The organism is Limibacterium fermenti (assembly GCF_041902845.1).
GTDB lineage: Bacteria > Bacteroidota > Bacteroidia > Bacteroidales > Dysgonomonadaceae > Limibacterium > Limibacterium fermenti.
The window spans coordinates 2,180,345-2,206,246 of sequence record NZ_CP159486.1 but is presented as its reverse complement, the minus strand read 5'-3'; the positions used below and the strand labels follow the sequence as shown (position 1 = coordinate 2,206,246).

Below are 25,902 nucleotides of genomic sequence, written 5' to 3'. Positions count from 1 at the left end.
AATTTGTTTTAGTTCTTAACTCTATTATTATCCTTTTAGGTGTTTTATATTATCCACATCGGCATTGCCGAAATTGCGATACACATTTATTATGATAGCAATGGCGACTGCTGTTTCGCAGGCTGCAATGGCAATACCGAACAACGCGAAAAACAATCCTTCCATCTGATCGGGATATAAGTAGCGGTTGAAAACTGCAAAATTAATATCTACGGCATTCAATATCAATTCAACGGATATCAAAATCATAATTAAATTCCTGCGGGTGAAGAAGCCGTAAATACCGGCAAAAAACATGATCAGGCTCACAATCTGAAAACCGATCATCGGAATCGGCCCTCCCGCATTAATCAAAAATTCTCCCATTTTCTTATCAATCTAATTTGTTTATATTTTCGTCGTTACCGTTATCTTTTCTGGCTATCAGAATGGCGCCCACAATACAGGCGAGCAACAATACGCTGATCACTTCAAAAGGCAATAAGTATTGATATTTATTCGTTCCCATCATAGCCGTGCCGATATCTTGCATTTGCAATTCATCTCCTTTGATAAACCGGTAAACCCGTGTGACATTATTCAAAATGATATAACCGCACAAGACTAATCCGGCAAGGGACAGCACTGCCGACGATTTTACTTTCCAACTGTCTTGCGGATTGACATCGATTCCCGGCTTATGCGTCAGGAAAATGGCCATAATGAAAAGAACCATGATGCCGCCTGCGTAGACCGACACTTGTACCGCGAACAGAAAGTAGTAATTCAACAACATATAAATGCCCGCTGTGCCTAATAATACGAACAGAAGGTAAGTAGCCGAACGGACTACCTGTTTACTCGTAACAGCCAAAATCGAAAATACGGCTATCACAATTGCTAGTATATAGAATATGATTTGTTCTGTCATCGTTAGTTATTCTCCTTGTCTGTATGTTCGTTCGATAGATTTCCCGAAGGGCTTGTTTTTGGGGCGTTATCCGTCTTGTTGTCTGCCGGAGAGGTTGAAGTCCCGGCTGTCACGACAGAAGGAGTCGGTCGTGTCGCTTCTGTTGCCTCAGGCGCAGGAGCGACCGGCGTTTTGGGCGCTGCCGGAACTGTCTTTTTCTTTTCCCTCAGTTTGGATCCCGGGTGATTTAATTGGTGATGTAATTTTTCCCGATCGAAAACCGCGCCTTCGAAATCATTGTTGAAAATGATCGCATTTGAAGGGCATGAAATCACGCAGATGTTACAGAAGGTGCACATACCATAGTCCCATAAATGTTTATCTAATGCGACTCTCGATTTACCTTCTTCATTCACGACTTTTTTAGAGATAACGTTGATCGTCCCGTTAGGACAGTTCCTCATGCAGATTCCGCAGGCAGTACAGGCATGTTCGTTATTCTCGTCGTGAGGCATGATTAATTCGGACCTCCAGCGATCCGAAATGACCAAGGTCTTCCTGTTTTCGGGATACTCCATGGTCACTTTCTTACTCCAAAATTGTTTCCAAGTAACCATCATCCCGCCGACGAGCGATTTTAATCCTGTATAAATGCCAGATATATACTTCGAAAAACTCATATCTGTATTATATTGTTTGTTTTATATATAATTCTTTTATTAATTGACATAGAGAGAGCGCTTATTTACCGAATACAGCAGGAAAAATATCTGCCAGAGTCAATCCCGATAGCACGATAATTACCATGACCAGAATGTTCACTAAATTAATAGGGAGAAGATATTTCCATTCCAGATTCAGTAACAGGTCGATACGCAAACGCGGGAACGACCAGCGTACCCATAAGCTGAGGAACATCAGCACAAATGCTTTTCCGAAAAACCATATCCAGGAAGGAATGTACCACATCACCTGATTGAAGGCGTCCCATCCTTTTATTTGGATAGGCATCCATCCTCCCAGAAATACGGTGGTGGCAATAGCTGCAATGATAAACATATTCAGGTATTCGGCCAAATAAAAGAACCCGAATCGAAGACCCGAATATTCGGTATGATATCCTGCTGTGAGTTCAGACTCCGCTTCCGGAAGGTCGAAAGGTCCCCTGTTTGTTTCGGCATGTCCCGATATCAGGAAAATAACGAATGCGATAAAAGCCGGTATATGACCATTAAATAAGTTCCAGCAATAACGTTGTCCCTCGATGAGTTCCGAAAATTGCATGGTTCCGCTTAAAACAACGATTGTCATTAAGGAAAAACCGGCCGAAAGCTCGTAGCTGATAAATTGAGCGCCGCTTCGCATGGCCCCGATCATGGAATATTTATTATTACTCGACCAACCGGCCAGTAAAATACCAATGACTCCGATCGATGAGACGGCTAATACATAAAATACGCCGATATTAAAATCTACTGCTTGCAAACTTTGCCCGAAAGGTATTGCACCGAACGAGAGTACCGACGCTACAATTACAAAGAATGGGGCCAGGTAATACAGGAGTTTGTCAATTTTATTGACGTGTATTATTTCCTTGATCAATATTTTGATCATGTCGGCGATTGACTGAATGACACCATATTTTCCTAATCGGTTCGGCCCCAGGCGGGATTGGAAAAAAGCTGCTATCTTACGTTCAATATAAATCAGAGCTAACGCAATCAGGGCATAAGCGGCAAGTATGGCTATACCTATTAATATGCCTTCCACCAATGTAGCCCAAAACGGCGACAAGCTGCTCCTGAAAAAAGCATCGAGACTGTGCACTAACTTAGTCAGTTCCAATGGCTGTGAGTATAACAACATATTTTTTATATCTTTTCGTTGAGTTATCTAGTTGGTTACTTTTTACGAATATGTTTTAACGGTCTATGTCGGGTATAACAAAATCTAACGACCCGGCAATACCGATTAAGTCGGAAAGCAGCGCCCCCCGTGCGGTTAAAGGCATCACTGAAACGGCTGATAAAGAAGGCGACCGGAGTTTTACGCGATAAGGACTTTTGTCCCCATGGCTTTCAATGAATACGCCGAATTCGCCTTTACCGGTTTCCACGCTTTGGAAGAACTGTCCTTCCGGCAATCGAAGGACGGCTTTCACTTTTCCACAAATATCGCCTTCGGGGATATTGTCGATCAACTGTTCGATGATGCGCAAGGATTGCTCTATTTCATCCAATCTATTCAGATAACGGGCGTAGGAGTCGCCTTCGGTACGGATGATTTCCTTAAATTCCACCTTATCGTATAAGGAATAAGGTTTGTATTTTCTTACGTCGCACGACCATCCCGATGCACGTCCTGCCGGGCCGGTAACGCCATAACTAATGGCTTGCTCTTTCGTTAAATGTCCGATATTGACCATTCGGCCCAATGCGATGGCATTGTGAGAAAAGAATTCGTCATATTCTACCAATCGTTGACGCATGTATGGGATGAATGCCTTCACATCTTTCTGGAAATCTTTATAGATGTCGAACATCACTCCTCCCACCACATTTTGATTGATGATGAGGCGCCCGCCGCAAGTCTTGTCGAAGATGTCCAGCACATGTTCTCTTTCGCGCAGACCATACACAAAAGCGGTGGTAGCACCTAAGTCATTACACTGACAGGCCCATGCCAGTAAGTGTGAACTGACACGTTGCAACTCGTCCATAATGGTACGGATATATTCGGCCCGTTGGGGAACTTCAATCTCTCCTGCTTTTTCAATGCACATGCAGAGTCCGTGCCGGTTGATATTGGCAGACAAATAATCCAGCCGATCGGTAAAATGCAAAATTTGCGGATAGGTCATGCTTTCGCATAACTTTTCGATGCCTCTATGGATATATCCGCTGTGCACATCGATTTTTTTTACAATTTCGCCATCGAGAGAAGTCCTGAAGTGCATCACGCCGTGAGTCGAAGGGTGTTGGGGCCCGATGTTGATAATATAATCATTTTCACCGAAGATGGGGACTTCCCGCTCGACTAAATTCCCGTCGGCTGTTTCGATGATTTGAGGCGCGATATCTACAATTTCTTTGCTGATAACGTTAACAGGATTTAAATCCGGATTCTCATCGTAATCCTTACGGAATGGAAATCCTTTCCAGTCGTCGTCCAATAAGAAACGGCGCATGTCGGGATTATTGATAAAGCGTATACCAAACAAAGCATACACTTCCCGTTCATTGAGATGAGCTGTTTCGTAAAGGTCGGAAACCGAATACAGCAGGGGATTTTCCCTGTCGGTCGTTGCCGTAATAATGACTACTTCGTGCGTCAGATCGATGGAGGAAGATAATTGGTAAATAACGCCCAGTTTTTCACCCCAATCCATACCGATCAAACTTATGAGGTAGTCGAAAGGAAGCTCTTTGTTGTTTCGAAGGCCTTCGATCAACGGGCGTGCTTGTTTCGGCTCGACCGTTACGGTTAGTTTTTGTTTTTCTTCGATCAACGCGTCGCTTGCGATGTCTTGTATAATTTGTTTGATATCTTTCATTTCATTGAAATATAAGAACCGTGTCACTTTTTAACGAAGTCGATTTGCGGATCGATTTGTATTCCTGTTTTAGGATCGATCAATGTCTCAGGTCGATAGTTGCGCCGGATTCGTTTGTTTCCGAAAAACCGTTCTACTTTCACTTTTCGTTGTAGCTGAAGCAATCCGTAGAATAACGATTCGGGGCGAGGGGGGCATCCGGGAATGTATACATCTACCGGAACGAGCTTGTCGACTCCCTTCACTACATTGTATGAATGAACGAACGGTCCTCCCGAAATAGCGCAAGAGCCCATGGCTACCACATATTTCGGCTCTGCCATCTGATCGTAAACGCGACGTAGCAAAGGAGACATTTTATTCACGATCGTGCCGGCGACAATCATAACATCCGCTTGACGTGGGCTGTTACGGGTAACTTCCATCCCGAAACGGGCTAGATCGTAGTGTGCTGCCGCAGCGGCCATAAACTCAACACCACAGCAACTGGTGGCGAAAGCCAAAGGCCAAAGTGAATTCGAGCGTCCCCAGTTTATTAACTGGTCGAGTTTGCCAACGATAATATTAACGCCTTGTTCCTTCAGTTCGTCAATGTACTTTTGGAGTGTTTCATTATCTTTGAAATCCTCTGCCGGCAGTGCTTTGATTTTAACGTCTTTTACGTCCATTTCAATACTCCTTTCTTCCATGCATAAGCGAGTCCTAAACTAAGGATTGCAATAAAAATGAGAATGCTTGCAAGTCCCATCATTCCCAAGCTGCGCACAACCGTAGCCCAAGGAAACAAAAAGATGATTTCCACGTCGAACATCATAAACAGGATGGCATATAAGTAATAGCCAACTCTAAATTGCATCCATGATGTTCCATGCGTCGGTAAACCACACTCGTAGGGTTCTCCCTTTTGGAAATTCGTCGATTTGGGCGAGAGGAGCATTGCCACTCCCAAGCCCGCGGCCACCAACGTGATTCCCGTAAGAAGAACTACCACAAACAGTGATGAATTAGTCATAGATTCTTATAAACAAAAAATTAGTTTTTTTTTAATGTCTCATATAAATAATGATTGTGCCGGATATAAACGCTTATATATAAAGCGTTAAGAACAGAAATGAAGTATCCGCTGACACAGATGCTATGAAAATGAATGCAAAGGTAGCGAAAAAGATTCAATGATTCAAGAATTTGGAGATTCAATTTCTTTTCATCCGTTTAATCGCTTCATGCCGTTTGACGGATAACAAACCGGTCACCCTTATCCGTTAAACGGATTGGAGTGACGACCTTGATAATACAGAAAAAATATCCTTTTTAAAGACCAATCGTAAACAAAAAAGCGTTAGAAGTGTTTTAATCCAAAAAGAAGGTTATCATTTTTTAACTACATGAAGAAAATTATTGTTGTGGGTTGTGGATTTGCCGGATTGCAATTCATCAACCATTTAAAGAAGAATGTATTCGATATTTTACTTATAGATAAAGTAAATCATCATCAGTTTCCGCCTTTGTTTTATCAGGTGGCGGCATCTCAAATAGAACCGGCGACCGTTTCGTTCCCGATCCGAAAGATTTTTCAAAATCGGCGGGATGTGAAAATTCGTATGGCTAACGTCCTTGCGGTTCATTCGTCGGAGAAGTATATTGAAACATCTATCGGGCAATTCGAGTACGATTACTTAGTGATCGCGACAGGATCGAAGACGAACTTTTATGGGAATCAACAGATCGAAGAACATTCGCTTAAACTGAAATCATCTTTTCAGGCAATGCACATTCGGAACATGATTCTCGAAAATTTCGAGAAATTGCTGTATGTGGAAGATAAAGAGCCTTATTATAACATTGTGATAGTGGGTGGCGGGGCTACCGGTGTGGAGCTTGCCGGCGCGTATGCCGAGATGAAACGCGATGTGCTTCCCCGCGATTATCCTGATATCGATTTTTCGAAATTGAATATTTATCTTCTTGAGGGTGCTCAGCATACCCTTTCGGCCATGAGTGAATTCTCTCAAAAGCATTCCGAAAGATATTTGCGCAATATGGGCGTACAGATTAAATTCGGTACAATGGTGCAAGGGTATGATGGAAATGTCGTAACATTGGGTAGCGGGGAGAAAATTCTTTCTAAAAATGTTATTTGGTCGGCGGGTGTGACGGGAAATCTCTTAGACGGAATTCCTTCCGATTCTATTGTTCGTTCCGGAAGGATTAAAGTGGACCGGTTGAATAAGGTTACAAGCTTGCAGGATGTGTATGCGTTGGGCGATGTGGCTTACATGGAAACCGATTTATATCCCAAAGGACATCCTCAGTTGGCGAATGTGGCAATCGGGCAGGCAAAAAATCTGGCAAATAATATTCAAAAACAGGAGAAAGGTCAAACCGGTTTGAAGGAATATGAATATAAAAATTTAGGAACGATGGCTACGGTAGGACGGAATAAGGCGGTCGTCGATCTCCCTTTTGCCAAATTCAAAGGAACGTTTGCCTGGTTGATTTGGATGTTTCTGCATTTGATGCTTATCCTGAGTGTTCGCAACAAACTGGTGGTCTTTATTAATTGGGCTTGGAATTATGTTACTAAAAATAGTTCGTTGAGGCTTATCTTGAAAAAGGACGATTAAGAAATCATTTATCGACGAAGGGATCTATCCGCGAAACGCTATCCGGGCGTTTGACGCACCCTCGTTTTTCTCTTCAGAATTTGTAAAATAAAAGTGGATGTAACGTTTTTAATTCTTTACATCCACTTCTATTTTATATAATAAAATAGGATAGAGTCATGCTTTTATTCGTGCATTTCTATGAATCGATTTCCGGAGTATTATCCGAAGTTTCGATTGTTTCTTTAACTTGTTTCTCCGGAATCAATTTAGATAAAACAATAGAAACGATAAGAGTCGCTATAATAACGGCTAAAGAGAACCATGAGTTGGCGGCAAAAAAGCTGCTTACTGCCGGAATGGCGCCAAGAAGCATTTTAGCTCCAATGAAGAATAGGATGACACTGATACCGTATTTGAGAAAACGGAACATTCCCACGATTCCTCGTAGGGCAAAGAAGAGGGATATCAGTCCCATGACCGCAAAAACATTGGAAGTGATTGCTAGAAAATTTTCTTCTGCGAGCGTTAAGATCTTCTCTGAGCCTTCCATGATTACACCGATAATTGCAGGGATGGAATCGATAGCGAAAACAATATCGGTAGTACCGATGACCAACAGAGTAAGAAACATATTGGTGATATGGGTTTTACCATTTATTTTCGAAAAGAATTTCGGATTATGTACGTCCGGGTCGACCTGGAACCATTTTATCGCGATCTTATAAAGAAAATTATTCGTTGGGTCAACTGAATCCTCTCCTTTAGAAGCAATCATTTTATAACTTGTGTAGATTAACACGACTCCCAATATATAAAGAATCCAGTGGAAACGCTGAATAAGTTCCATTCCTACCAGAATAAACAAAATACGCAGAACAATTGCTATCAAAATTCCAAGTTTTAATAGCTTGGGTTGGTTCTGTTGATTGATACCCATCATAGAAAAGATGAGAATGAAAACAAACAGATTATCGATAGACAGGGAGTATTCGGTAAAATAACCGGAAACGAATTTGATTCCCATTACCGAAGCGGTGCGTACAGTACTATCCGGATTCTGTGGAAAAAACAAATAAACAGCTAATCCGAAGAGTAAAGCTACTGTCATCCATAACCCCGTCCACATCAGAGATTCTTTCACACTTATCGTGCCTCGTCGGTGATCCGTTACGTAGAGGTCAATAGAATAGACAATTACAAAAGTTGCAATAAATGCAATCCAAAAAATAAGCATTGAGTCCATAAAAATGTTTTATAATCAGTAATTAAATTATTTCAGCTTTGCATCCTTTTTGAAGGTAATTCATTAACGGAGAATTATCTTCTGAGTCGGTTCGCTTTCTATAAACTGTTGACTATGAGTGTTTATAGAAGACTTATTAAAAGTCGAATAACTAAGGCGCAAAGGTACAATAATAATTTAAATAACAAATCACTATTTTCTAATCAAAAAGTTTATTTATGCCGTTATTTTATGATATTCTGTATTCGTTTGTGTCCCGTAGTTGTTCAATATGGTATCATATATCATCAAGTCCATTATTCTTTGTTGTTTGTCAGGAATATTTCTGTTTAGTATAATTTAACATGAAAGGCGTTCGTTGCGAAATGAATCGGAAATGTGAATGTATGAATTTCAGTATGGTGTGGAACGTTCAGATAAAATAAGCGGATTATTAAAAGAAGATTGAACGTAATGAAAAAGAGGATACTATCTCATTAAGTGTGTAAATTAGAATAGTCCTTGAAAAGGTTTTATATACCCAATATAGCCTCCTCTCTTTTGTTGACAACCTATTGTTTTTTATTGGGTTTTGTTTCTGCCGGGCAAGTTTAAGGTTTTCGATAGGATACATGGGCTTTAGCTACCCCGTTATTTGGTTCTCGCAAGAAAAGAAAATGTTCTCTTTATTCAATTTCCTGTTTTCGCCATCGATTTTCCTATTCTCTTCAGCGATTTTTATGTTCTATAAAGTCGTTTTGGTCTTCTCGATGCCTATTTTCTTTCTCTCTATAAGTATTTTCCTATTCTCTAAGGTCGTTTTGTTGTTCTCGAAAGACGTTTTCCTTTTCTCTATTGTTATTCAGCAGTGCTCTACGGAAGAGAATCAGGGATAACTATTCTAATTTTTATCCCTGATAGTAGGTACTTTTTTACATGTAAATACTCGATAAAAGGTATTTCTTTAGACTTAGTGCCGACGTACCTTTGCTCATTCATTCGATATTTATATTTATAAAATGAAGAAAAATACTGTTTTCGTTCTCATCTATAGTTTATTTCTTACGATGCAAGGCCTTTTCGGACAAACAAACGGAGGGGCTATCGAAGGAACTGTTTCCGATAAAGAGACCGGAGAGAAGTTACCGGGGGCTTCCGTTTATATCAAATCCCTCGAAAGGGGGCAAGCCGCCGATGAACAGGGGCGATTCGATTTCCGTGACCTTGCTTCCGGCGAATATATCCTCCAGGTATCCTTTATGGGATATCATTTGCAGGAAATCCCCGTTTTGGTTACTCCCAATGAACCTGCCCGCATCCAAATTCATTTGGAGCCCGAAGCTACCAGTCTCTCCGAAATAGCCGTCACCGCCAAATCGGAGGCGCGCCAACGAAAGGAAGAGGGGATGCCCGTGACTGTTGTGAATATGTCGAGCTTGCAGGGAACCGTGTCCAACATCTCCGACATCCTTTCCAAAACCGTGGGTATGACTATCCGCGTATCGGGTGGGGTGGGGAGCGCCTCGCGCGTGTCGGTGCGCGGACTCGAAGGCAAACGCATCGGCTTTTTTATCGATGAAGTTCCCATGAACGATCAAAGCGATTTCATCGATCTGAACGATATCCCCGTGGATATGATCGAGCGCATCGAAATCTACAAGGGAATTGTACCCGCGCGTTTCGGCGGATCGGCTATGGGCGGGGCCGTGAATATTGTCATCAAGGAATATCCCGACCGCTATATGGATGCCAGTTATATGCTCGAATCGTTTAATTCCAATAAAGCGCAATTGGTTGCCAAGCGAAACCTGAAGGAGCAGGGCATTCTCTTTGGTTTTGGCGGCGCGTACACGTATGCCGATAACGATTACGTCATGAACTCGCCTTATGTCGATGGCTTAAAAATCAAGCGCAATCACGACCGCTTCAAGAAAATCCTGATGGGAGGCAGCTTTAAGGCCACCAAATGGTGGTTCGACGAGGTGGAATTCGAGCCCGCATTTGTGCAAACCGCAAAACAAATACAAGGCATCAAAACCGATATCCGTAAGGCCGAAACCAATTCGCGCGCCTATATGTTTGCGAATTCCTTGAAAAAAGATAATTTTTTTCTCGACGGCTTCGATTTCGATCTCTCGACCGCCGTCGCCTTTACCCAAATCAATCTCATCGACACCGCTCGTCAATATTACGACTGGGATGGCGTTGCGTACAACGCTTATGGAGGTGAATTGGGAACCAACTATCGTTCTAATTCCGACGACTGGAAACTTACCGTATTGAATAAGTTGAACCTGCAATATTATATCAATACGCATCATTCCCTCAATTTCAATTCCGTCTTCAATTTGGCCAACGGCTATCCCAGCGACAGTGTGCGCGATCAGAGCTTCGGCCGTCAAACCGTCTTCGATTCTAAAATGAAGAGTTGGGTGGGCGGCATCAATCACGATTATCGATCGGCCAATGATAAATTATTGAATTCGCTTACCGTCCGCTATTATGTATATTCGATGAAAACCCGGAAAGCGCCTTCATACGGTAGCGGGGATATCAAGGATATCAATCTTTTGAAAAAAGATATAGGCTTCAGCAATGCCATGCGTTATAAATTTACCCGCGACTTGATGGCTAAATTCTCTGCCGGATACGATGTACGCATTCCCGCCGAAAACGAACTGTTGGGCGACGGTCACGCTGTCTTACCGGCCGATTCGTTGTATCCCGAACGGAATGTCAGTCTTAATCTGGGACTATTATACAACCGGATGGGGATGGCTTCCGATAACCTTCAACTGGAAGTCAATTTCTTTTATATGCACCTTCGTGATATGATTCGTTATGTAAAGGGGTTTGTGGAAGCGCAATATCAAAACTTCGGCGAGATGCGTACCTTCGGCGTGGAATTAGATGCCAAGGGCGACCTGACGCCGTGGCTTTACGGTTATGCAAACGCTACGTTTCAAGACCTTCGCGATATGCGAAAATTAGATCCCAACAGTAGCATTGAGAATCCCACCAAAGGCATGCGCATGCCCAATATCCCTTACCTGATGGGAAATGCGGGACTGGAATATCACAAGGCCAACCTCTTCGGGGGCAAAGGACAGAACACCCGACTTTTTGCGGATATGTCGTTCATTGAAGAATATTATTATGATTTTGAGATGACGCTTCTCGAAAAACGCCGCATTCCCCGCAGCGTGACATTCGATCTCGGCTTCGAGCAGAGCTTTCTGCACAACCGCTTGTTTGTGTCGGGCAAAATCAAAAACCTCACCGATGCAAATCTTCTTACCGAATTTAACCGTCCCCTTCCGGGGCGCAGTCTCGGAATGAAAATTCGATATATATTCAATTAAATTCAAACAATCAATAAACAAAGCAATGAAAAAGTATTTTTTACGTATAGCTTGCCTTTCGCTGGTGGCGTTGGTCGTAGCTTCGTGTGACAAGAAAGAGGAGCCGGCGCCTTCGGGTGATGCCGGAAAAGTGTTGGTTCAAACGGTCGTTATTAATCAGGACGGGATGAACGGGTCGTCTTACCTACAGGTTATCCCCGATTTCACATCTCAATCGCTGGATAATAAAAACAGCATTCAAGTGGGCTTCGATGCCCCGGTACGGGTTATCGGAAAAGACGTCTACGTTTTTCCCGGATTCGGTCCTACGGATGCGTCGGTACTCACCAAATATACGTGGGACGGCACCCGCACGCTGCAAAAAACCGCGACGTTGCAACTTCCATCGGGTTCTTTGGCCGGAGGACTTGTGAACTATAATTCCGAAAAAGCCTATCTGCCGTTATTCGGCATCGGTAAAGTATGGATAATCAATCCGATCACCCTGACAAAAACGGGAGAAATCGATTTCTCGGAATATGCGCATGGAGAGGGCGACACCAATGCCGATCCGGGATATGCTTTTTTGCGTGGAGACTATCTTTACGTCCCATTATGCCAACTGACATCCATGCAGAAGCCTTATTCGGATTATAAACAAGCCGATTGCGCCGTCATCGATCCTAAAACCGATAAAGTGCTGCATATCGCATCGGAGAAAACATCGAAAATTACTTTTCCGACGCGCCCTTTTGGGAAGGACATGATTTTTACCGACGAAAGCAACAACCTTTACATGGCTTGTGTTTCGGCTTTCGGAATGGATGATCATTTTACCGAAACGGGATTTGTGTGTATCCCTGACGGTAAAACCGAATTCGACGCATCGCTTTCGTGGGATATTTCTAAAACGACCATAGAAGGGACCGCCTATAAGGGCGGGCCGGTGGCTTATAGCAAATATATCGGTAACGGCAAAGTGATCGCTTATTTAATGATTCCTGAATTGCAAAACGCCGCGTATATTTCGCGTTATTCCATGCCGGTGGTCATCGACTTAAAAGCCAAAACCATCAAACAGATCAAAGGCCTTTCCATAAGCGATCCGCATAGCGTGTTTATCGAAACGTATAAAGATTTGGTGGTGATTGCTTCTAATGGCGAAAAGGATCCGGGCTTTTACACCTACGATCCTAAAACCGGTAAAGTCAGTAACGGAGCGGTTATCGCGACCACCGGAAATCCCTATCACATTCATTTTTTTGAATGAGCCGGTGATATTTTTTCTCTCTGAGTCTTTACAGGTTTCTCTACTTTCCTGATAAAGTTCTTTTGCAAAACCGTGTCGGAATCATCTTTCCGGCACGGTTTTATTACATCGTCGCCTTGTGTGCAGGCGCAAGCGCTTAAAAATCGTACGAGTCTTCTTGTTGCCGCCATATTTCGGCGTACGTACGGGCCAATACCAGCGTATTTTCGACCAATGTTTCCAGCCTCAGCAAGACATCGTCATTGACAATCTTCTGCAAGTGGAAATCTTTATCTTCAATAAAGACGTAATTCGGTACGATATTGGCCTTCATATAACTCAATATCGGTTTGAGTTGCGTTTCGGCCACCAGGAAATGTTTGGGCGAACCGGCCATCATAATCATCGCCACTGTTTTGTGATACAAGGCATTTTGCGGCAGTAAATCGAAGATGTTTTTGAGCGTAGCGGGAATAGAGCCTTGGAAAGTCGGCGCGCCGATAAAGAGTACGTCGGCATCCATCACCGTTTTCGTAACGTACGCTGTGTCGCCGCTGTAATCGAGATAATTGCGTCCGTCGCTAAATACAATGTCGAGCTCTTTCAAATCGATGAGCGTTAACGATTCCCCGGGATAGTGCGCTTGAATCAGTTCGACGACTTTCTTTGTGGCGGTTTGTGTTTTAGTGCCCACCTTGGAGCTGGAAATCACGACTATGTTCATTGTTTAATTTTCTTTTTTAGCCGTATGTTTTTTTACGGCCGGCAGAATTTCAGTCCCGATCATCTCGATATTCTGACGGATCTTATCGAAAGGCACGCCTCCGAAATCCAGTTGTGCCACATAGCGTTGCATGCCGAATTGTTCGTGTTGATATAGGATTTTTTCAATAATCTGTTGCGGCGAGCCCACATTAATAATGCTTCGTACATCCTGCGCCTGGGCAAAGGCCTGTTTGGGAAATCCCTGTCCGTTCGTAAATTTCATTCCTTCGTTGATATGCGGATAATATTCGCGTAACGCCGTGAGGGTATCTTCGGCCGCATAAAAGAATCCGGCGGTGGTCACCGGAAGCGCCGCCGCATCATATCCGCTCTCCCTTGCCGCTTCACGATAAGCGGCAATAGTTCCTGTGAAGGCGCCCGTCGGCCCGCCTAAATGAGCCATATACATCGGTACGCCGGCGCGTCCGGCCATCACGGCGCTACCCGGTCCCCCGCCTACGGCGCGCCAGATAGGCAATTGCCCTTTGAGAGGGCGGGGGATAATGTGCGCGTTATTCAATGGCGCCCGGAACTCGCCTTGCCATGTAAGATGTTCGTTTTGGTTGATTTGCAATAACAAATCGAATTTCTCTTCAAACAGCGCTTCATAGTCCCGCAGGTCATACCCGAGAAGTTCGAACAGCCCCACCCGCGAAGCTCGTCCGGCAACGATCTCTGCCCGTCCGTTGCTTAATAAATCGATGGTGGCGAAGTCTTCGTATACCCGCACCGGATCGGATGTACTGATGATGGTTGCTCCACTCGATATGCGGATGTTCTTGGTTGCTTGGGCAATGGCCGACAACACCACGCTATGCGCCTGCGAAACGAAATAGTCCTGATGACTTTCACCCATAACGAAGACATCGAGCCCGGCGTCGTCGGCCAGGCGGGCCATTTCCACGATTTCCCGTAGGCGCTGTCCGGCGCTGATTCGTTTGCCCGTATGTGGGTTGATTAAATGATCGCCTAATGTATAAATACCGAATTCAATACCTTTGGAAGCGTCGAACGCCGGAAGGCAGTTTTTATTTTCTTTCGCCATTTCTTTTCTGTTTTTTAAAGGTCAAACATAATCCCTACTAAAAGATGCTTGATAGCTGTGTCAACGAATACGAAGAGCTATTTGTTCATGAGAATGAATTTTGAAATAAAAACGAATCATTTCTCCGGTTGACTCGTTTCTCCGGTTTGCGTTGGCGGCTCTTCGCATCTACTGGTAATGGTGCCGATGTCTTCTTTAATGCTCAGATAATGGAGAAATTGTTTCGGATCCAGGCTGTGAAGTTCGAAATCTTTCTTTTTCAACAGCATAGGGGTGGTCATATTCAACAAGTCTTTACATCCGGACTGAATAAAGATGCCGGCTGTTTGAGGATTCGACCGGATATCCGAAGCCATAAAAGCGCTTAGTTTGTCGATAACGAGGTATTTTTTATCGAGTTTCTTTAATCCCGTGTATTGATTGAGGCGTTGTCCTTCGGGTGTGCCGTTGGCGGTGATAAAGAGACAAGTGCGGAGGATGATTTTCTTATCCTGAAAATCTGCCGTAAAATAACCTAACTTCAACGTGTCGAAGATATACGGAATAAGGAGGGTTTGATTAAACCGGAAAAGTTTATTGTTTGCGAGAGAAAAAAAGAAAAAAGCATTGCGCGCTAATTCCGTCACTCCGTCTATTCGTTCTTCAAACCGTTGCCATGCATGCGATTGAATATAGACGTCATACTCCTCTGTCGTTTGGGATGAGGACGACCCGTCTGCCGGAAGTTGCATCTTTATGAATTCATCCTTTTTCCCGAGGCCTATTTTTGCTATTCGGAGAGCCGGGCGTATAATTCCATCGAGTTCAATATGAATGCAAGGAGGTTTTATGGCGTAAAGATTAACTATCCGGTCTATCCGGTTTTTCTTTCCTATTTCTATCGATTGCTCCTCAAACCAAAAATATCTGGTAACCGGACTCGACATCTCCATGGTAAACGTATCGAGGATAAACGATAAATTACTCAAAGCATCGTTTCCTAACTCGCACATCAGCGATCGCTCGTTTTTCCTGTCGGCATGGCTTCCCAGTATTTCGCGAATTTTTTTCTTTTCCGGTGAAGTGTTTTCATCGATTTCGCTGCTCCAATCTACGATTAAAGGCAACCATATCTCAAAATAATCTATTAAACAGATTTTCGCGCCTTCTTTTTCCGGGACGGTGAGCATGTGGTCTTTTGCCAGTACTTTAATCGCTTGACAGAAAAAGGCCGCTTCTTTCTTTTCGATCAGAGGAGATTGCGTGGCGTCTACGGTCAATAAATAAGGATGTGTTTTATACAAAGTGTCGAGTTCATTTTTGGATACCAACGGTATGATCTCTTCGAATCCCATTGTTGAAAACAATTTAAATACTCTTTTTACGAATACTTTTTTCTGATGAGCTGTGTCCACTTTCCGTTGCTCATGTGTTGTTTGCTTTGTTTTTTTCTTTTTTTTCATCTGGCCGGCAATTAAAATGATTCATCGATTTTTTTTATTCCAATGATTTAATTCATTCATACGCTTTTTGGCTTATGGATTATCTTCGTACAATTAAGCCTTAAATGTAGCGGATATTTTCAAGAGAACAAAATATTTTTCTTTCCGGTTCCTATTGAGGGTTTTATTCCAAGCGAAGTATTTGGTTTTGATATTCGGAACCGCCTGCGATCTTCGAATATTGTTAAATAATTTGAAGTTGATAAAAATAATTGGTACTTTGTATTGCATAATACTTTGTTTTGTGTATTTTTGCAGCATAATTAGAAAAAAGAAAGATGAAAATAGAAAATACACAGAGCCAAATGCGCAAAGGTGTACTGGAATATTGCATTTTATCCATCATTAAACGAGAGGAAGCCTATCCGGGTGATATTATCGATGAGATGAAAAGCGCCGGATTACAACTTCTCGAAGGAACGCTTTATCCGTTGCTTAACCGGCTGAAAAATGCCGAAATATTATCGTACCGATGGGTGGAAAGTAACTCCGGACCTCCGCGTAAATATTTTAGGCTGACGGATAAAGGAGAAGAATTTTACGGGCTTTTGGAATCTACCTGGAATGAGCTTTCGAAAGGTGTGAATACCGTTGCCCGCAAGACAGAGGCTATACAGATAAATAAAACAGAAGAAGCGAAATCTATTTAACGAACCATACAGCAATGAAGAAAGTCATCAATATTAATTTTCAGGGACAGGTTATCAGTATTGAAGAAACCGCCTATGAGTTGCTCAAACAGTATATCGAGAATCTTAAGAGCTATTTTCTTCGCGAAGAGGATGGCGACGAAATCGTGAACGATATCGAGAACCGTATCGCTGAACTTTTCGGGAATCGATTGAAGTTAGGGATCAGTTGCATTACGGATGAAGATGTGGAAGCCATCATTACCAGTATCGGCCGGCCGGAGGATTTCGATTCCGACTATGCCGGCGATTCGAACTCTTCCGAAAGGACTCAATCGCACCACACCCGCAATTCGACAACTCCTCCTTCCTCTGCGGCAGGCGAGCAAAAACAAGCCCGCCCGTTGAACCGGAATGCCAATGATAAGATCATCGCCGGCGTGTGCAGTGGATTGGCCTATTATTTTAAAATTGATCCGGTTTGGATGCGTGTGATTTTTGTATTATTGTTTAGCGTGTTGTTTTGGGTTTATCTTGTTTTATGGATTGTCTTGAAACCGGTGGCGCTCGAGTCGAATTATACCAAACGATTGTATCGGAATCCTTCGGATCGGTGGATTGGCGGTGTGTGTGGGGGCATTGCCGCTTATTTTAAAATCGATTCATGGATTCCCCGTTTGATTTTTGCGGTACCTCTGTTATTGAATTTAGTCGGGATGGTATCGATTCCTATTTTTCCCTGGGACAGGATATTCGATAATGTCGATTTCAACTGGAATATTAATTTCGGATTAGTCGTCGTGTATTGTGTGTTGTGGGTAATCATTCCTCAGGCAACAACGGTGAAACAAAAGCTCGAAATGATGGGCGAAGACGAGTATATTCAATCGATTCGGCAAACAGTGAGCGGAAATTTAGCGAATGTAAAGAGCCGTGCCAACGAACCGGATAATGCTTCTGCCGGACAGGCCGGGTCGCATGCGCAAGCTTCGGCTACGTCGGCGCCGCAAGGTGAAATGCCTCCCGAGCCGCCTAAAAATACGTATCATTCGCCCGTACCGGTTTCTCAACGATCGGGTTGTTTAAATGCATTGACCGTTTTTCTGAAGATTATCTTTTTTGCATTTGCCGGAATTTTTGCATTGGTGATACTGGCTACGCTGGGTGCGTTGTTATTTGCCGGAACAAATCTGTTATCGTTAAAGTCGCTGTTTATCGATGCCGGCACCGAGAACACATTGCTGTGGATTACCGGAGTTCTTGTGATCGGAATCCCTGTTGTGGCAATTATTTTATGGATTATCCGGCGCATCTTGAAAGCGAAATCGCGCCCGGTTATCGGAATAGTGTTTGTGGTGTTATGGATTGCCGGAATGGTGACGGGTGGTATATTGGCAAAGAATGTAGCCGGGAAATTCAGTGTCGAAGGCTCCGATCGAAAAAGTACCTCTTTAACTTCTTTCAACGGCAATACGCTTTATGTGGATATGGCGTATTATGGAAACGATTACTACTTATTTAGCTCGGGTATCGGACCCGGCACGGAGCGTCATGAGCTCCCTTACCGTAGCATAAACGAAGATTCGTTGTTGTTCTCCGACATCAGTTTAAAGATTATCGATACTTCCGATACGCTGTTTCAGGTGAGCGTGATCACCTGTGCCAACAGTAGAGACTTAAAGACGGCGAAGCAGAATGTCCGGAATTTTACCTATCCGATAGAGCAGACCGATTCGGTTTTGCAGCTACCCGAATTTTTCTCGGTGCCTATTACACAAGGCTTCCGCCGTCAAAATATGCTCGTTGAGATAGCTGTTCCGACGGGTAAGAAGGTCGAGATCAGCCGTACGCTGGATCCTTACATGCGAAATGAGCCTTCGTCGGCTATTAAGAAGAAATATAAGAAGTTCTCGCGTACATCCGGAGACGGAAAATCTCTTTCGTCCGACCGGATTGTTTATCAGGAAGGAACGATCCATACGGAAACAGATACAATTTCGAAAGTGCTATAACTCTATTTTAATTCATTCATTGATAAAAAAGCGGCCGGGAGTGATCTTAGCTGCTTTTTTTTTGATTGATGGAGATTGAAAAGAGATTGATAAACATTGAAGATCAGAGTTCGAACGTTGCTCGGACGCCGACTTGCCGGAATTGGGTCTTATGCAGCGAGCCGAATGCGGCGACACTGAAAAAACGGTTGCCGATGCCATAGCCGAATTCGGTGTACGAGAGGATCTGGGGAGTATAGAGTTGACTGAAATACAATCTTTCGGTATCGGCGAAGTTCGATACGAAAGGAATATTCTTTAATAATAAAAAGGGTGTTTCAAGCATGAGATGCGCCTGAATATACGAATCGGACACATTATACAGATTCCTGTTGAGCAGATTAAACCCTCCGCCGAGACGGTCGTTCCAGATTTCGGGGAAGTTGCTTTTCGAAAAGAAAGCGAAATCGGCGAAGTATTCCGTTTTTTGGTCGGTAAATTTTCCAGCTCCGATATGATACTGAAATGTATTCATCAATCCGAAGGGAATGTGTTGGCTCATATCCACTTCCACACGATTGTATTCGGATGTGCTGCCGAATATATTGTAGAAGCTTCTCGACACTTCCACTTTGAACGTTGGAAAACGCGATCGTTCATAGATCTTTTGGCGTCCTTCGTAGCGGTAATACTGCTCGGGCGTCCAGGTAAGACGAATAAAAGGAGCAAAAGCCTTACGCGTTCCAAACAAATCTTCTATAGGCTCGCTGTCCACTTTCGCGCTTCGTAGTACCGCCGTGTTGCTGGCGCCCTTGCGAATGTGATATTCAATGCCGGCATTAAACAGTAACCCGTTGGCTATTTCATGCGTGTTGAACACCTTCAAATAATAGTCACGGAAATAGTTGACCGATATATCTTTAAAATCGAATCCGTGCTCATTGAGGCTGTCTTGTATTTGTTGGATAAAGAGGGAGCTGTACGTAGGGTTACCGTTTCCGAGCGACAAGGTCATACTGCCCAACCGGAAAGGATCATAATTCCACGTGGTGGAAAGATCGGTAAATAGCTCTTTACGTTTAAACATAAATCCGGCAAACGCTTTGATCTTAATGTTCCGATTGTGATGCAAGTCGATGTTGAACGATACTCTTTGCCGGTAGGTGATTCCGTCTTGCGACGTGTAACCGATGAGCGCCGGATTAAACAAGCCGCCGTATCCGATGCGCGTCGATTTGTAAGAGTATTCCGAGTCCATCACCATTCGTTGAGCGAACTGCTGTGCTTTCATTACATTACTGGTATCTTTTTCGGCTTGTTGAGCTTGCTTGATTTGTTGTTGCAGCCGGAATTCGCGCGCCACGTCTTTTTCTTTCTCCTGAAGAGGAATAGGGCGATGCGTTATCCAAAAAGCCGAGTCGTTGTAGACGGGCACCGAATCGAGTCGCAGTTTATAGAAGTCGCTGATGTTGAGCGAATGGAGCGGTTTGATGTCTTGGCGCAAGCGGATATCTTTGTATTCGATATTAGCCAAATAGCGGCTGGCCACACGGTTGCCAAGATAAGAAGTCGTTTGGTATACAATAAAATCGACGGGGAGATAATTGGTAATCCACTTATCGCCCATGTTTATTTCGAACGAGAAGTCGGCAAAGATATCGATTCCCTCTCCCCGGAAATGGATCACGCGCCACGTGCCGGCTTCAATAACGAACGAACCCTTCAGGAGCTTCTGGTTATTGAAAACAGGCGTGAAATCGATGGTATAGTAGGTCTTGTCGTTTTCGGAATGCGACCGCACCAATCGATAAGTGTAGTATTTTCGGGTGGTAACCCGCAGGGGCATGAAGAAACTCTCGTCGTTGGTGTTTTCTCCGTAGACATTGATATTGAAAAAGTTGAAAGGAATCATTTCGAGATCCCTTTTGCGGGTCATGGTGCCGGTTACGTACTTGATGTTATGGATATAATTATTGGGGAAATCGTATTTTAACGTGCCGAAGGTTTCGATTAAAACCTCCTTCGAGCTCGGATCGTGCAAAATGAAGCGGGGGATGAGATGCGTGTACTTATACAAGATGTTTTTTTTCAGCGTTTCGACATAGGTACGGGTATATAGCTCCGCTTGATAGCTTTCTATCAATTCGTTGTATTTCTCTGCCGCATTCATCGTTTTTGTCAGGATGCTGTCCAAAGGGAGGGTGGACGCACGGAGGCCTGCGGAAAGAAAAAACAGAGTAATTCCTATGACTAATTTAATTTTCATTCTTGCGATGCAAACTTACGTATTTTTTTTGGAACTGGATAGGAGATTGAGGAAGATTGAGGAAGATTGATATGGATTGAGGAGAGGAGCCCGTTGTCCGAAAAAGGAAATTATGTGACAATTTCATGACAAATTGCGAAAAAAACGCTATTTTTGTGTTTTATAACACTGTTCTATAACACTTAATGGCTAAAAAGAGTAATGATATAATCGATATTTCGTCTTCATTATCAGAGATATGGCGGATATTGACAGAGGATCAGCGGGAGTTAGTGCGTGAAAGTGCAGAGATCGTTCATTATAAGAAGGGTCAGATGATTTATGTGGAGGAAGAACAGCCCTCTAACTTAATCTGTCTATTAAAAGGTAAAGTCAAGATATTCAAAACCGGCGTAGGCGGGCGGACGCAGATCATCCGCATGATACGCCCGGTGCAGTATTTCGGATATCGGGCTTACTTTGCACGCGAATCGTATGTGACTTCGGCTTCGGCATTCGAAAATTCGACTGTCTGCCTGATTCCTATGGAACTTATAGAGGATTTTGTGCGGAAGGACGGAAACTTAGCCATGTTTTTTATCGGACATCTGTCGGTGGATTTGGGCATTGCCGACCAACGGGCGGTAAACCTCACGCAAAAGCATGTGCGGGGGCGTCTTGCCGAAGCTCTTATCTTTTTGCGCGAAAGTTACGGCTTGGAAGAAGACGGCGCCACCATCAGCATTTACCTGTCGCGTGACGATTTGGCGAGTCTGTCGAATATGACCACGTCCAACGCCATACGCACTTTGTCGACGTTTGTCGATGAACATGTGATAACCATCGACGGACGAAAAATTAAGATCATCGACGAAGAAAAACTTCGTAAAATAAGCCGCATAGGATAAGAAACTGTTTTGAATTTTTTTATGCGGTGTTTTTTAGTAATTTTTTTTGATGGATTTGGGCTTTCGTTTCGCATCGAATAGCGGGCTATTGGAAAAAAAGGAAAGTTCAAAGGCGTAAAAAAGGGCAAAAAACAGCATAAAAGAATAAACAAAATCAGATCATTCGGAAAATTCAAAACAGTTTCTAAGATTATTAAAAAATTCATCACTACCTTTGCAGACAAATATCTTGTAGAAAGAATGATTCGAAAAATTGCCCGGGCAATACTCACTTCGTACTATAAACCGGTGGAGAAGTTCTTGGAAGACCCCATCGGAACTCAACAAAAAAACTTGGAACTGCTTCTTGAACACGGACGCCACACGCTGTTCGGGTATGAAAAGAAGTTCGATTCGATAGGAAACGCAGAGGACTATGCCGCGAGGCTTCCGGTAATGTCTTATGAAGACTTGCGCCCTTATTTGGATAAAATACTCGTCGACAAACAGCAGAACGTCCTTTGGGATACTCCGGTGAAGTGGTTTGCCATGTCGTCGGGAACGACGCAGGACAAGAGCAAGTACATTCCCGTAACGGAGGAGTCGCTGCAAAACTGCCATTACCGTTGCGGTTACCATATGCTGGCCTTGTATGCTGCGCATTATCCCGACACGGCGTTTATGCTCGGCAAAACGTTGGTGCTGGGTGGTAGCCAACAGATCAACCGCATCGGAGGCGACACATTTACGGGAGACATATCGGCCATATTGATGAAGAATGTGCCTTTCTGGGCAAAACGCGCCCGAACGCCCGAAAGCATCGCGTTGCTATCGGATTGGGAAGAGAAGTTGGAGAAACTGACCGAGTATGCGGTCAACGCCGATATCCGTGCTTTTGTAGGCGTGCCTTCGTGGACGATGGTGCTGCTCAAAAAAATTGTTGCCGAAACCGGCAAGCCGCTCACGGAATTGTGGCCCAACCTCGAAGTGTTTTTTCACGGCGGGGTGAGTTTCATTCCCTTTCAAGAACAATATGAGCAACTGATTCCTTCGCCCGACATGCATTACTGGGAAACCTATAATGCTTCGGAAGGCTTCTTCGGCGTGCAATACAGCCCCGAATCGAAAGAGATGCTTTTGCTGCTCGATAATGAAATTTATTACGAATTCATTCCCAAGTCGGAATGGGGCGAAGAACGGCCCGAAGCGGTGCCGCTCGAAGGTGTGCAGACGGGTTGCCCGTATGCGATGGTTATTTCCACCAGCGGCGGATTGTGGCGTTATCAGATAGGAGATACCGTGGAGTTTACATCGACCCATCCGTACCTATTTAAGATTACCGGCCGCACGAAGCAGTTCATCAATGCCTTCGGCGAAGAGCTTATTGTGGAGAATGCCGACCGAGCGCTCGATCATGCCTGTCAACGCACCCATGCCAAAATTGTGGAATATACCGTTGCGCCGGTCTATTTCGACTCCCGGCACAACGGGGCGCATGAATGGCTCATCGAATTCGAGAACCAGCCTTCGGATATGGATCTGTTTGTGGAATTGCTGGACGAAAATCTCAAAAAACTAAATTCCGATTACGAAGCGAAGCGTTCGTACAATCTGTCCCTGGGCAAGCCGGTGGTGAAACCGTTGCAACCCGATACGTTTTATAATTGGATGAAACAGAGAGATAAAGCAGGAGGTCAAAATAAAGTGCCGAAGCTTTCCAACGACCGCAAATATGTCGAGAGTATCTTAGCGTTCGTTTCATCGAATTCCTAAAATAGAATAAAAACCGTATGGCAAGGGTTACAACTGAGAAACTTTCCGTAAATTTGCACGTTATAATCGCATTTATTGAGAAAATGAGACTAAAATACAGCTATTTTTTGCTCGTGATTTTGCTATTCGCTTCATGTGGCGAATACAACAAGATATTGAAAAGTACCGATACGAATTTGAAGTACACGTATGCTAAAAAGTACTTCGAAGAAGGAAAATACGAGCGTTCCATCACCCTGCTCGAAGAGTTGGTGCCTTTTATGAAGGGTACGGCAAACGCCGAGGAGTCGCTTTACCTGTTGGGACAGAGCTATTATAACTCGAAAGATTATTCATCGGCCACCCAGATATTCACCACGTACTACACCACTTATCCGAAAGGGGAATATGCCGAGCCTTCGTTGTTTTATTCGGCTTACGGGATGTATCTCGATTCGCCCGATGCGCGTTTGGATCAGACTAAAACCTATACGGCCATTGCCGAGTTCCAGAGATACATGGAAAAGTATCCGCAAAGCGAACGCGCCGAACAAGCCAAAAACTATATGTTCGAATTGCAGGAGAAACTGGCGTACAAAGAATTATTAGCCGCGCAGTTGTATCTCAATCTGGGCAATTACATGGGCAATAATTACGAGTCGGCGATCATTACCGCCCGAGAGGCGATGAAGAGTTACCCGTTTTCGAAATATGTCGAAGATTATCAGATGATCATGCTGCGTTCGCGCTATGAGTATGCGCAGCGAAGCACGGCAAAAGCGCAACCCGAGCGTTTCCGGTTGGTCGTCGATGAATATTTTAATTATAAAAACACTTTTCCCGAAGGGAAATTTGTGGCGGAAGCCGATAAATACTATCGCGAAGCGCAAAAGAAAATTGAGCTTTTGCCGACGAACAATTAATGAATCAGTTGAATTTAGATAAACAAACAAAATAAACAATGGACTATAAAAGAACGACAGCGAGTGTCAATACCGAAACGCGCGATGTGATGAAAATGTCGGAGCCGGTTGGAAATGTGTACGAGATGGTACGCATCATCAGTAAAAGGGCCAATCAGATATCCGTCGAAATGAAACAGGACTTGGATACCAAACTGCAAGAGTTCGCTTCTTACAGCGATAATCTGGAGGAGGTGTTCGAGAATCACGAGCAGATCGAGATTTCGCGTTTTTACGAAAAGCTTCCCAAACCTACCTTGATCGCTATTCAGGAATGGATCGACGGCGAAGTGTATTTCCGTAATCCCGCGAAAGAAAAAGACCAATTCTGACGCTGAAAAGGTATGTTGCAACGAGTACAAACCGTTTTTTTATTGGGGGCTTTCGGCTGTATGGTCGCAGCGATGCTGACTATGGTCATTGCCTTTTCGTCTAACGGTATTACCTACGAGATGACGGCCTGCGTGTGGTCGGCCAATGGCCAAACCACTGCGCAGGTATGGGGCTTGCCCGTTTTGGGGACCCTCGCGATGCTGCTTCCCCTTATCGCCGTCTTCCTTTATAAAAAGCGGAAGAGTCAGATTCGGCTGGCGGTAACGGGTATTTTGGCGATTATCGCCTATTATGCGGCCGTCGTTTTTGCCATATATGGCATTGCGCCTGCTTTCGACATCACCGTCTTGAGGGTGGGGGCGGGAGCCGTTGCGCCGTTGGCGGCGTTGGCGCTGAACGGGCTCGCCATCCGGCGGATACGCCACGATGAAGCATTGATACGGTCACTCAACAGGCTGCGATAACACACACACAACGATCTTCATAAAGCAATGAATAAAGGTGATTTATCTGTAACGGATAAGTTGCCTTTTTTCATGTCCCGCCTCTATTTCGTCCCTTAATACCGGCAGATCCGTTCAATCGAATGGCGAAGAAAGCGGGAAAAAGGAACGAGCATAGGCGACTTTGTTTCGTTTCGAGCTTAAAAACAGACTCGATCGACTGTTTTACCTCCTTCTAAGGCCTAACAACAGACGAAACCGTTCGTTTTAGCCCTCTCTTAGGGTTAAAATAGTACTTCCTAAGATATTTTTGCCCTCTCTTAAGCTTAAAATAGTACTTCCTAAGATATTTCAGCCCTTTTTTAAGGTTTAAATAGTACTTCCTAAGATATTTTTGTCTTCTCTTAAGGTTAAAATAGTACTTTCTAAGATATTTTTGCCCTCTTTTAAGCTTGAAATAGTACTTTCCGGACTGTTTGAGCGCTTTTTTAAGGTGAAAGATTGCCCGT

22 protein-coding genes are annotated in these 25,902 nt (G+C 43.9%); 10 read left to right on the top strand and 12 right to left on the bottom strand.

The annotated features are described in order from the left end of the window. Positions 1 to 27: 27 nt before the first annotated feature. The 7 genes from nuoK to ABNK31_RS09735 form a co-directional block, all read right to left on the bottom strand. Positions 28 to 366: an NADH-quinone oxidoreductase subunit NuoK gene (gene nuoK / locus ABNK31_RS09765; RefSeq protein ID WP_418892341.1), complete on the bottom strand. Its 339-nt coding sequence runs from the start codon at positions 364 to 366 to the stop codon at positions 28 to 30. Positions 367 to 373: 7 nt separating this feature from the next. Next, positions 374 to 910 carry an NADH-quinone oxidoreductase subunit J gene (locus ABNK31_RS09760; RefSeq protein ID WP_418892340.1) on the bottom strand — a complete coding sequence of 179 codons (537 nt, stop codon included), beginning with the start codon at positions 908 to 910 and terminating at the stop codon, positions 374 to 376. A gap of 2 nt (positions 911 to 912) precedes the next feature. Continuing rightward, positions 913 to 1,569, bottom strand: coding sequence for a 4Fe-4S binding protein (locus ABNK31_RS09755; protein WP_418892339.1), 657 nt, complete (start codon positions 1,567 to 1,569; stop codon positions 913 to 915). A gap of 61 nt (positions 1,570 to 1,630) precedes the next feature. After that, a complete protein-coding gene (gene nuoH, locus ABNK31_RS09750) occupies positions 1,631 to 2,755 on the bottom strand; it encodes an NADH-quinone oxidoreductase subunit NuoH (protein ID WP_418892338.1) in 1,125 nt (374 codons plus the stop codon). Positions 2,756 to 2,810: 55 nt separating this feature from the next. Further along, a complete protein-coding gene (locus ABNK31_RS09745) occupies positions 2,811 to 4,442 on the bottom strand; it encodes an NADH-quinone oxidoreductase subunit C (RefSeq protein WP_418892337.1) in 1,632 nt (543 codons plus the stop codon). 23 nt (positions 4,443 to 4,465) lie between these two features. Next, positions 4,466 to 5,110, bottom strand: a complete 645-nt coding sequence (locus ABNK31_RS09740; protein WP_418892336.1) for an NADH-quinone oxidoreductase subunit B — start codon at positions 5,108 to 5,110, stop codon at positions 4,466 to 4,468. Then, positions 5,101 to 5,454: an NADH-quinone oxidoreductase subunit A gene (locus tag ABNK31_RS09735; RefSeq protein ID WP_418892335.1), complete on the bottom strand. Its 354-nt coding sequence runs from the start codon at positions 5,452 to 5,454 to the stop codon at positions 5,101 to 5,103. Before ABNK31_RS09735 ends, ABNK31_RS09740 begins: the two co-directional genes overlap by 10 nt. Before the next feature lie 373 nt (positions 5,455 to 5,827). On the opposite strand from ABNK31_RS09735, the gene ABNK31_RS09730 reads away from it, so the two are divergent. Next, positions 5,828 to 7,066 (top strand): NAD(P)/FAD-dependent oxidoreductase, encoded by a 1,239-nt coding sequence (locus ABNK31_RS09730; protein ID WP_418892334.1) that lies wholly within the window; start codon positions 5,828 to 5,830, stop codon positions 7,064 to 7,066. A gap of 178 nt (positions 7,067 to 7,244) precedes the next feature. Here the strand turns inward: ABNK31_RS09730 and ABNK31_RS09725 are convergent, their stop codons facing one another. Then, a complete protein-coding gene (locus ABNK31_RS09725; RefSeq protein ID WP_418892333.1) occupies positions 7,245 to 8,291 on the bottom strand; it encodes a TerC/Alx family metal homeostasis membrane protein in 1,047 nt (348 codons plus the stop codon). A 998-nt stretch (positions 8,292 to 9,289) separates the two neighbouring features. On the opposite strand from ABNK31_RS09725, the gene ABNK31_RS09720 reads away from it, so the two are divergent. After that, on the top strand, positions 9,290 to 11,632 hold the full coding sequence (locus ABNK31_RS09720; RefSeq protein ID WP_418892332.1) for a TonB-dependent receptor: 2,343 nt from the start codon (positions 9,290 to 9,292) through the stop codon (positions 11,630 to 11,632). Between the two features lie 25 nt (positions 11,633 to 11,657). Further along, positions 11,658 to 12,881 (top strand): hypothetical protein, encoded by a 1,224-nt coding sequence (locus ABNK31_RS09715; RefSeq protein WP_321578992.1) that lies wholly within the window; start codon positions 11,658 to 11,660, stop codon positions 12,879 to 12,881. A gap of 136 nt (positions 12,882 to 13,017) precedes the next feature. On the opposite strand, the gene ABNK31_RS09710 is transcribed toward ABNK31_RS09715, so the two are convergent. From ABNK31_RS09710 to ABNK31_RS09700, 3 genes are all read right to left on the bottom strand, one after another. Then, positions 13,018 to 13,584, bottom strand: coding sequence for an NADPH-dependent FMN reductase (locus tag ABNK31_RS09710; protein WP_418892331.1), 567 nt, complete (start codon positions 13,582 to 13,584; stop codon positions 13,018 to 13,020). Positions 13,585 to 13,587: 3 nt separating this feature from the next. Then, positions 13,588 to 14,670 carry an LLM class flavin-dependent oxidoreductase gene (locus ABNK31_RS09705; protein ID WP_418892330.1) on the bottom strand — a complete coding sequence of 361 codons (1,083 nt, stop codon included), beginning with the start codon at positions 14,668 to 14,670 and terminating at the stop codon, positions 13,588 to 13,590. 116 nt (positions 14,671 to 14,786) lie between these two features. Continuing rightward, on the bottom strand, positions 14,787 to 16,112 hold the full coding sequence (locus ABNK31_RS09700; protein WP_418892329.1) for a hypothetical protein: 1,326 nt from the start codon (positions 16,110 to 16,112) through the stop codon (positions 14,787 to 14,789). A 317-nt stretch (positions 16,113 to 16,429) separates the two neighbouring features. Here ABNK31_RS09700 and ABNK31_RS09695 point away from each other — a divergent pair, with 317 nt between their 5' ends. Beyond that, positions 16,430 to 16,801, top strand: a complete 372-nt coding sequence (locus ABNK31_RS09695) for a PadR family transcriptional regulator (RefSeq protein ID WP_418892328.1) — start codon at positions 16,430 to 16,432, stop codon at positions 16,799 to 16,801. Positions 16,802 to 16,815: 14 nt separating this feature from the next. Continuing rightward, complete coding sequence (locus tag ABNK31_RS09690) at positions 16,816 to 18,792, top strand: PspC domain-containing protein (RefSeq protein WP_418892327.1); 1,977 nt, start codon at positions 16,816 to 16,818, stop codon at positions 18,790 to 18,792. A gap of 103 nt (positions 18,793 to 18,895) precedes the next feature. Here the strand turns inward: ABNK31_RS09690 and ABNK31_RS09685 are convergent, their stop codons facing one another. Continuing rightward, positions 18,896 to 21,037 (bottom strand): DUF5686 family protein, encoded by a 2,142-nt coding sequence (locus tag ABNK31_RS09685; protein WP_321579381.1) that lies wholly within the window; start codon positions 21,035 to 21,037, stop codon positions 18,896 to 18,898. Positions 21,038 to 21,222: 185 nt separating this feature from the next. Between ABNK31_RS09685 and ABNK31_RS09680 the strand changes: the two genes are divergently transcribed. From ABNK31_RS09680 to ABNK31_RS09660, 5 genes are all read left to right on the top strand, one after another. Further along, positions 21,223 to 21,924, top strand: a complete 702-nt coding sequence (locus tag ABNK31_RS09680; RefSeq protein ID WP_418892326.1) for a Crp/Fnr family transcriptional regulator — start codon at positions 21,223 to 21,225, stop codon at positions 21,922 to 21,924. A 240-nt stretch (positions 21,925 to 22,164) separates the two neighbouring features. Beyond that, positions 22,165 to 23,676 carry a GH3 auxin-responsive promoter family protein gene (locus ABNK31_RS09675; protein ID WP_418892325.1) on the top strand — a complete coding sequence of 504 codons (1,512 nt, stop codon included), beginning with the start codon at positions 22,165 to 22,167 and terminating at the stop codon, positions 23,674 to 23,676. Positions 23,677 to 23,759: 83 nt separating this feature from the next. Further along, a complete protein-coding gene (locus tag ABNK31_RS09670) occupies positions 23,760 to 24,578 on the top strand; it encodes an outer membrane protein assembly factor BamD (protein ID WP_418892324.1) in 819 nt (272 codons plus the stop codon). Positions 24,579 to 24,616: 38 nt separating this feature from the next. Further along, positions 24,617 to 24,949 (top strand): DNA-directed RNA polymerase subunit omega, encoded by a 333-nt coding sequence (locus tag ABNK31_RS09665; protein ID WP_418892323.1) that lies wholly within the window; start codon positions 24,617 to 24,619, stop codon positions 24,947 to 24,949. Between the two features lie 12 nt (positions 24,950 to 24,961). Then, entirely contained in the window at positions 24,962 to 25,414 is a 453-nt protein-coding gene (locus tag ABNK31_RS09660; protein ID WP_418892322.1) for a DUF4293 domain-containing protein, read from the top strand. Positions 25,415 to 25,902: the final 488 nt, after the last annotated feature.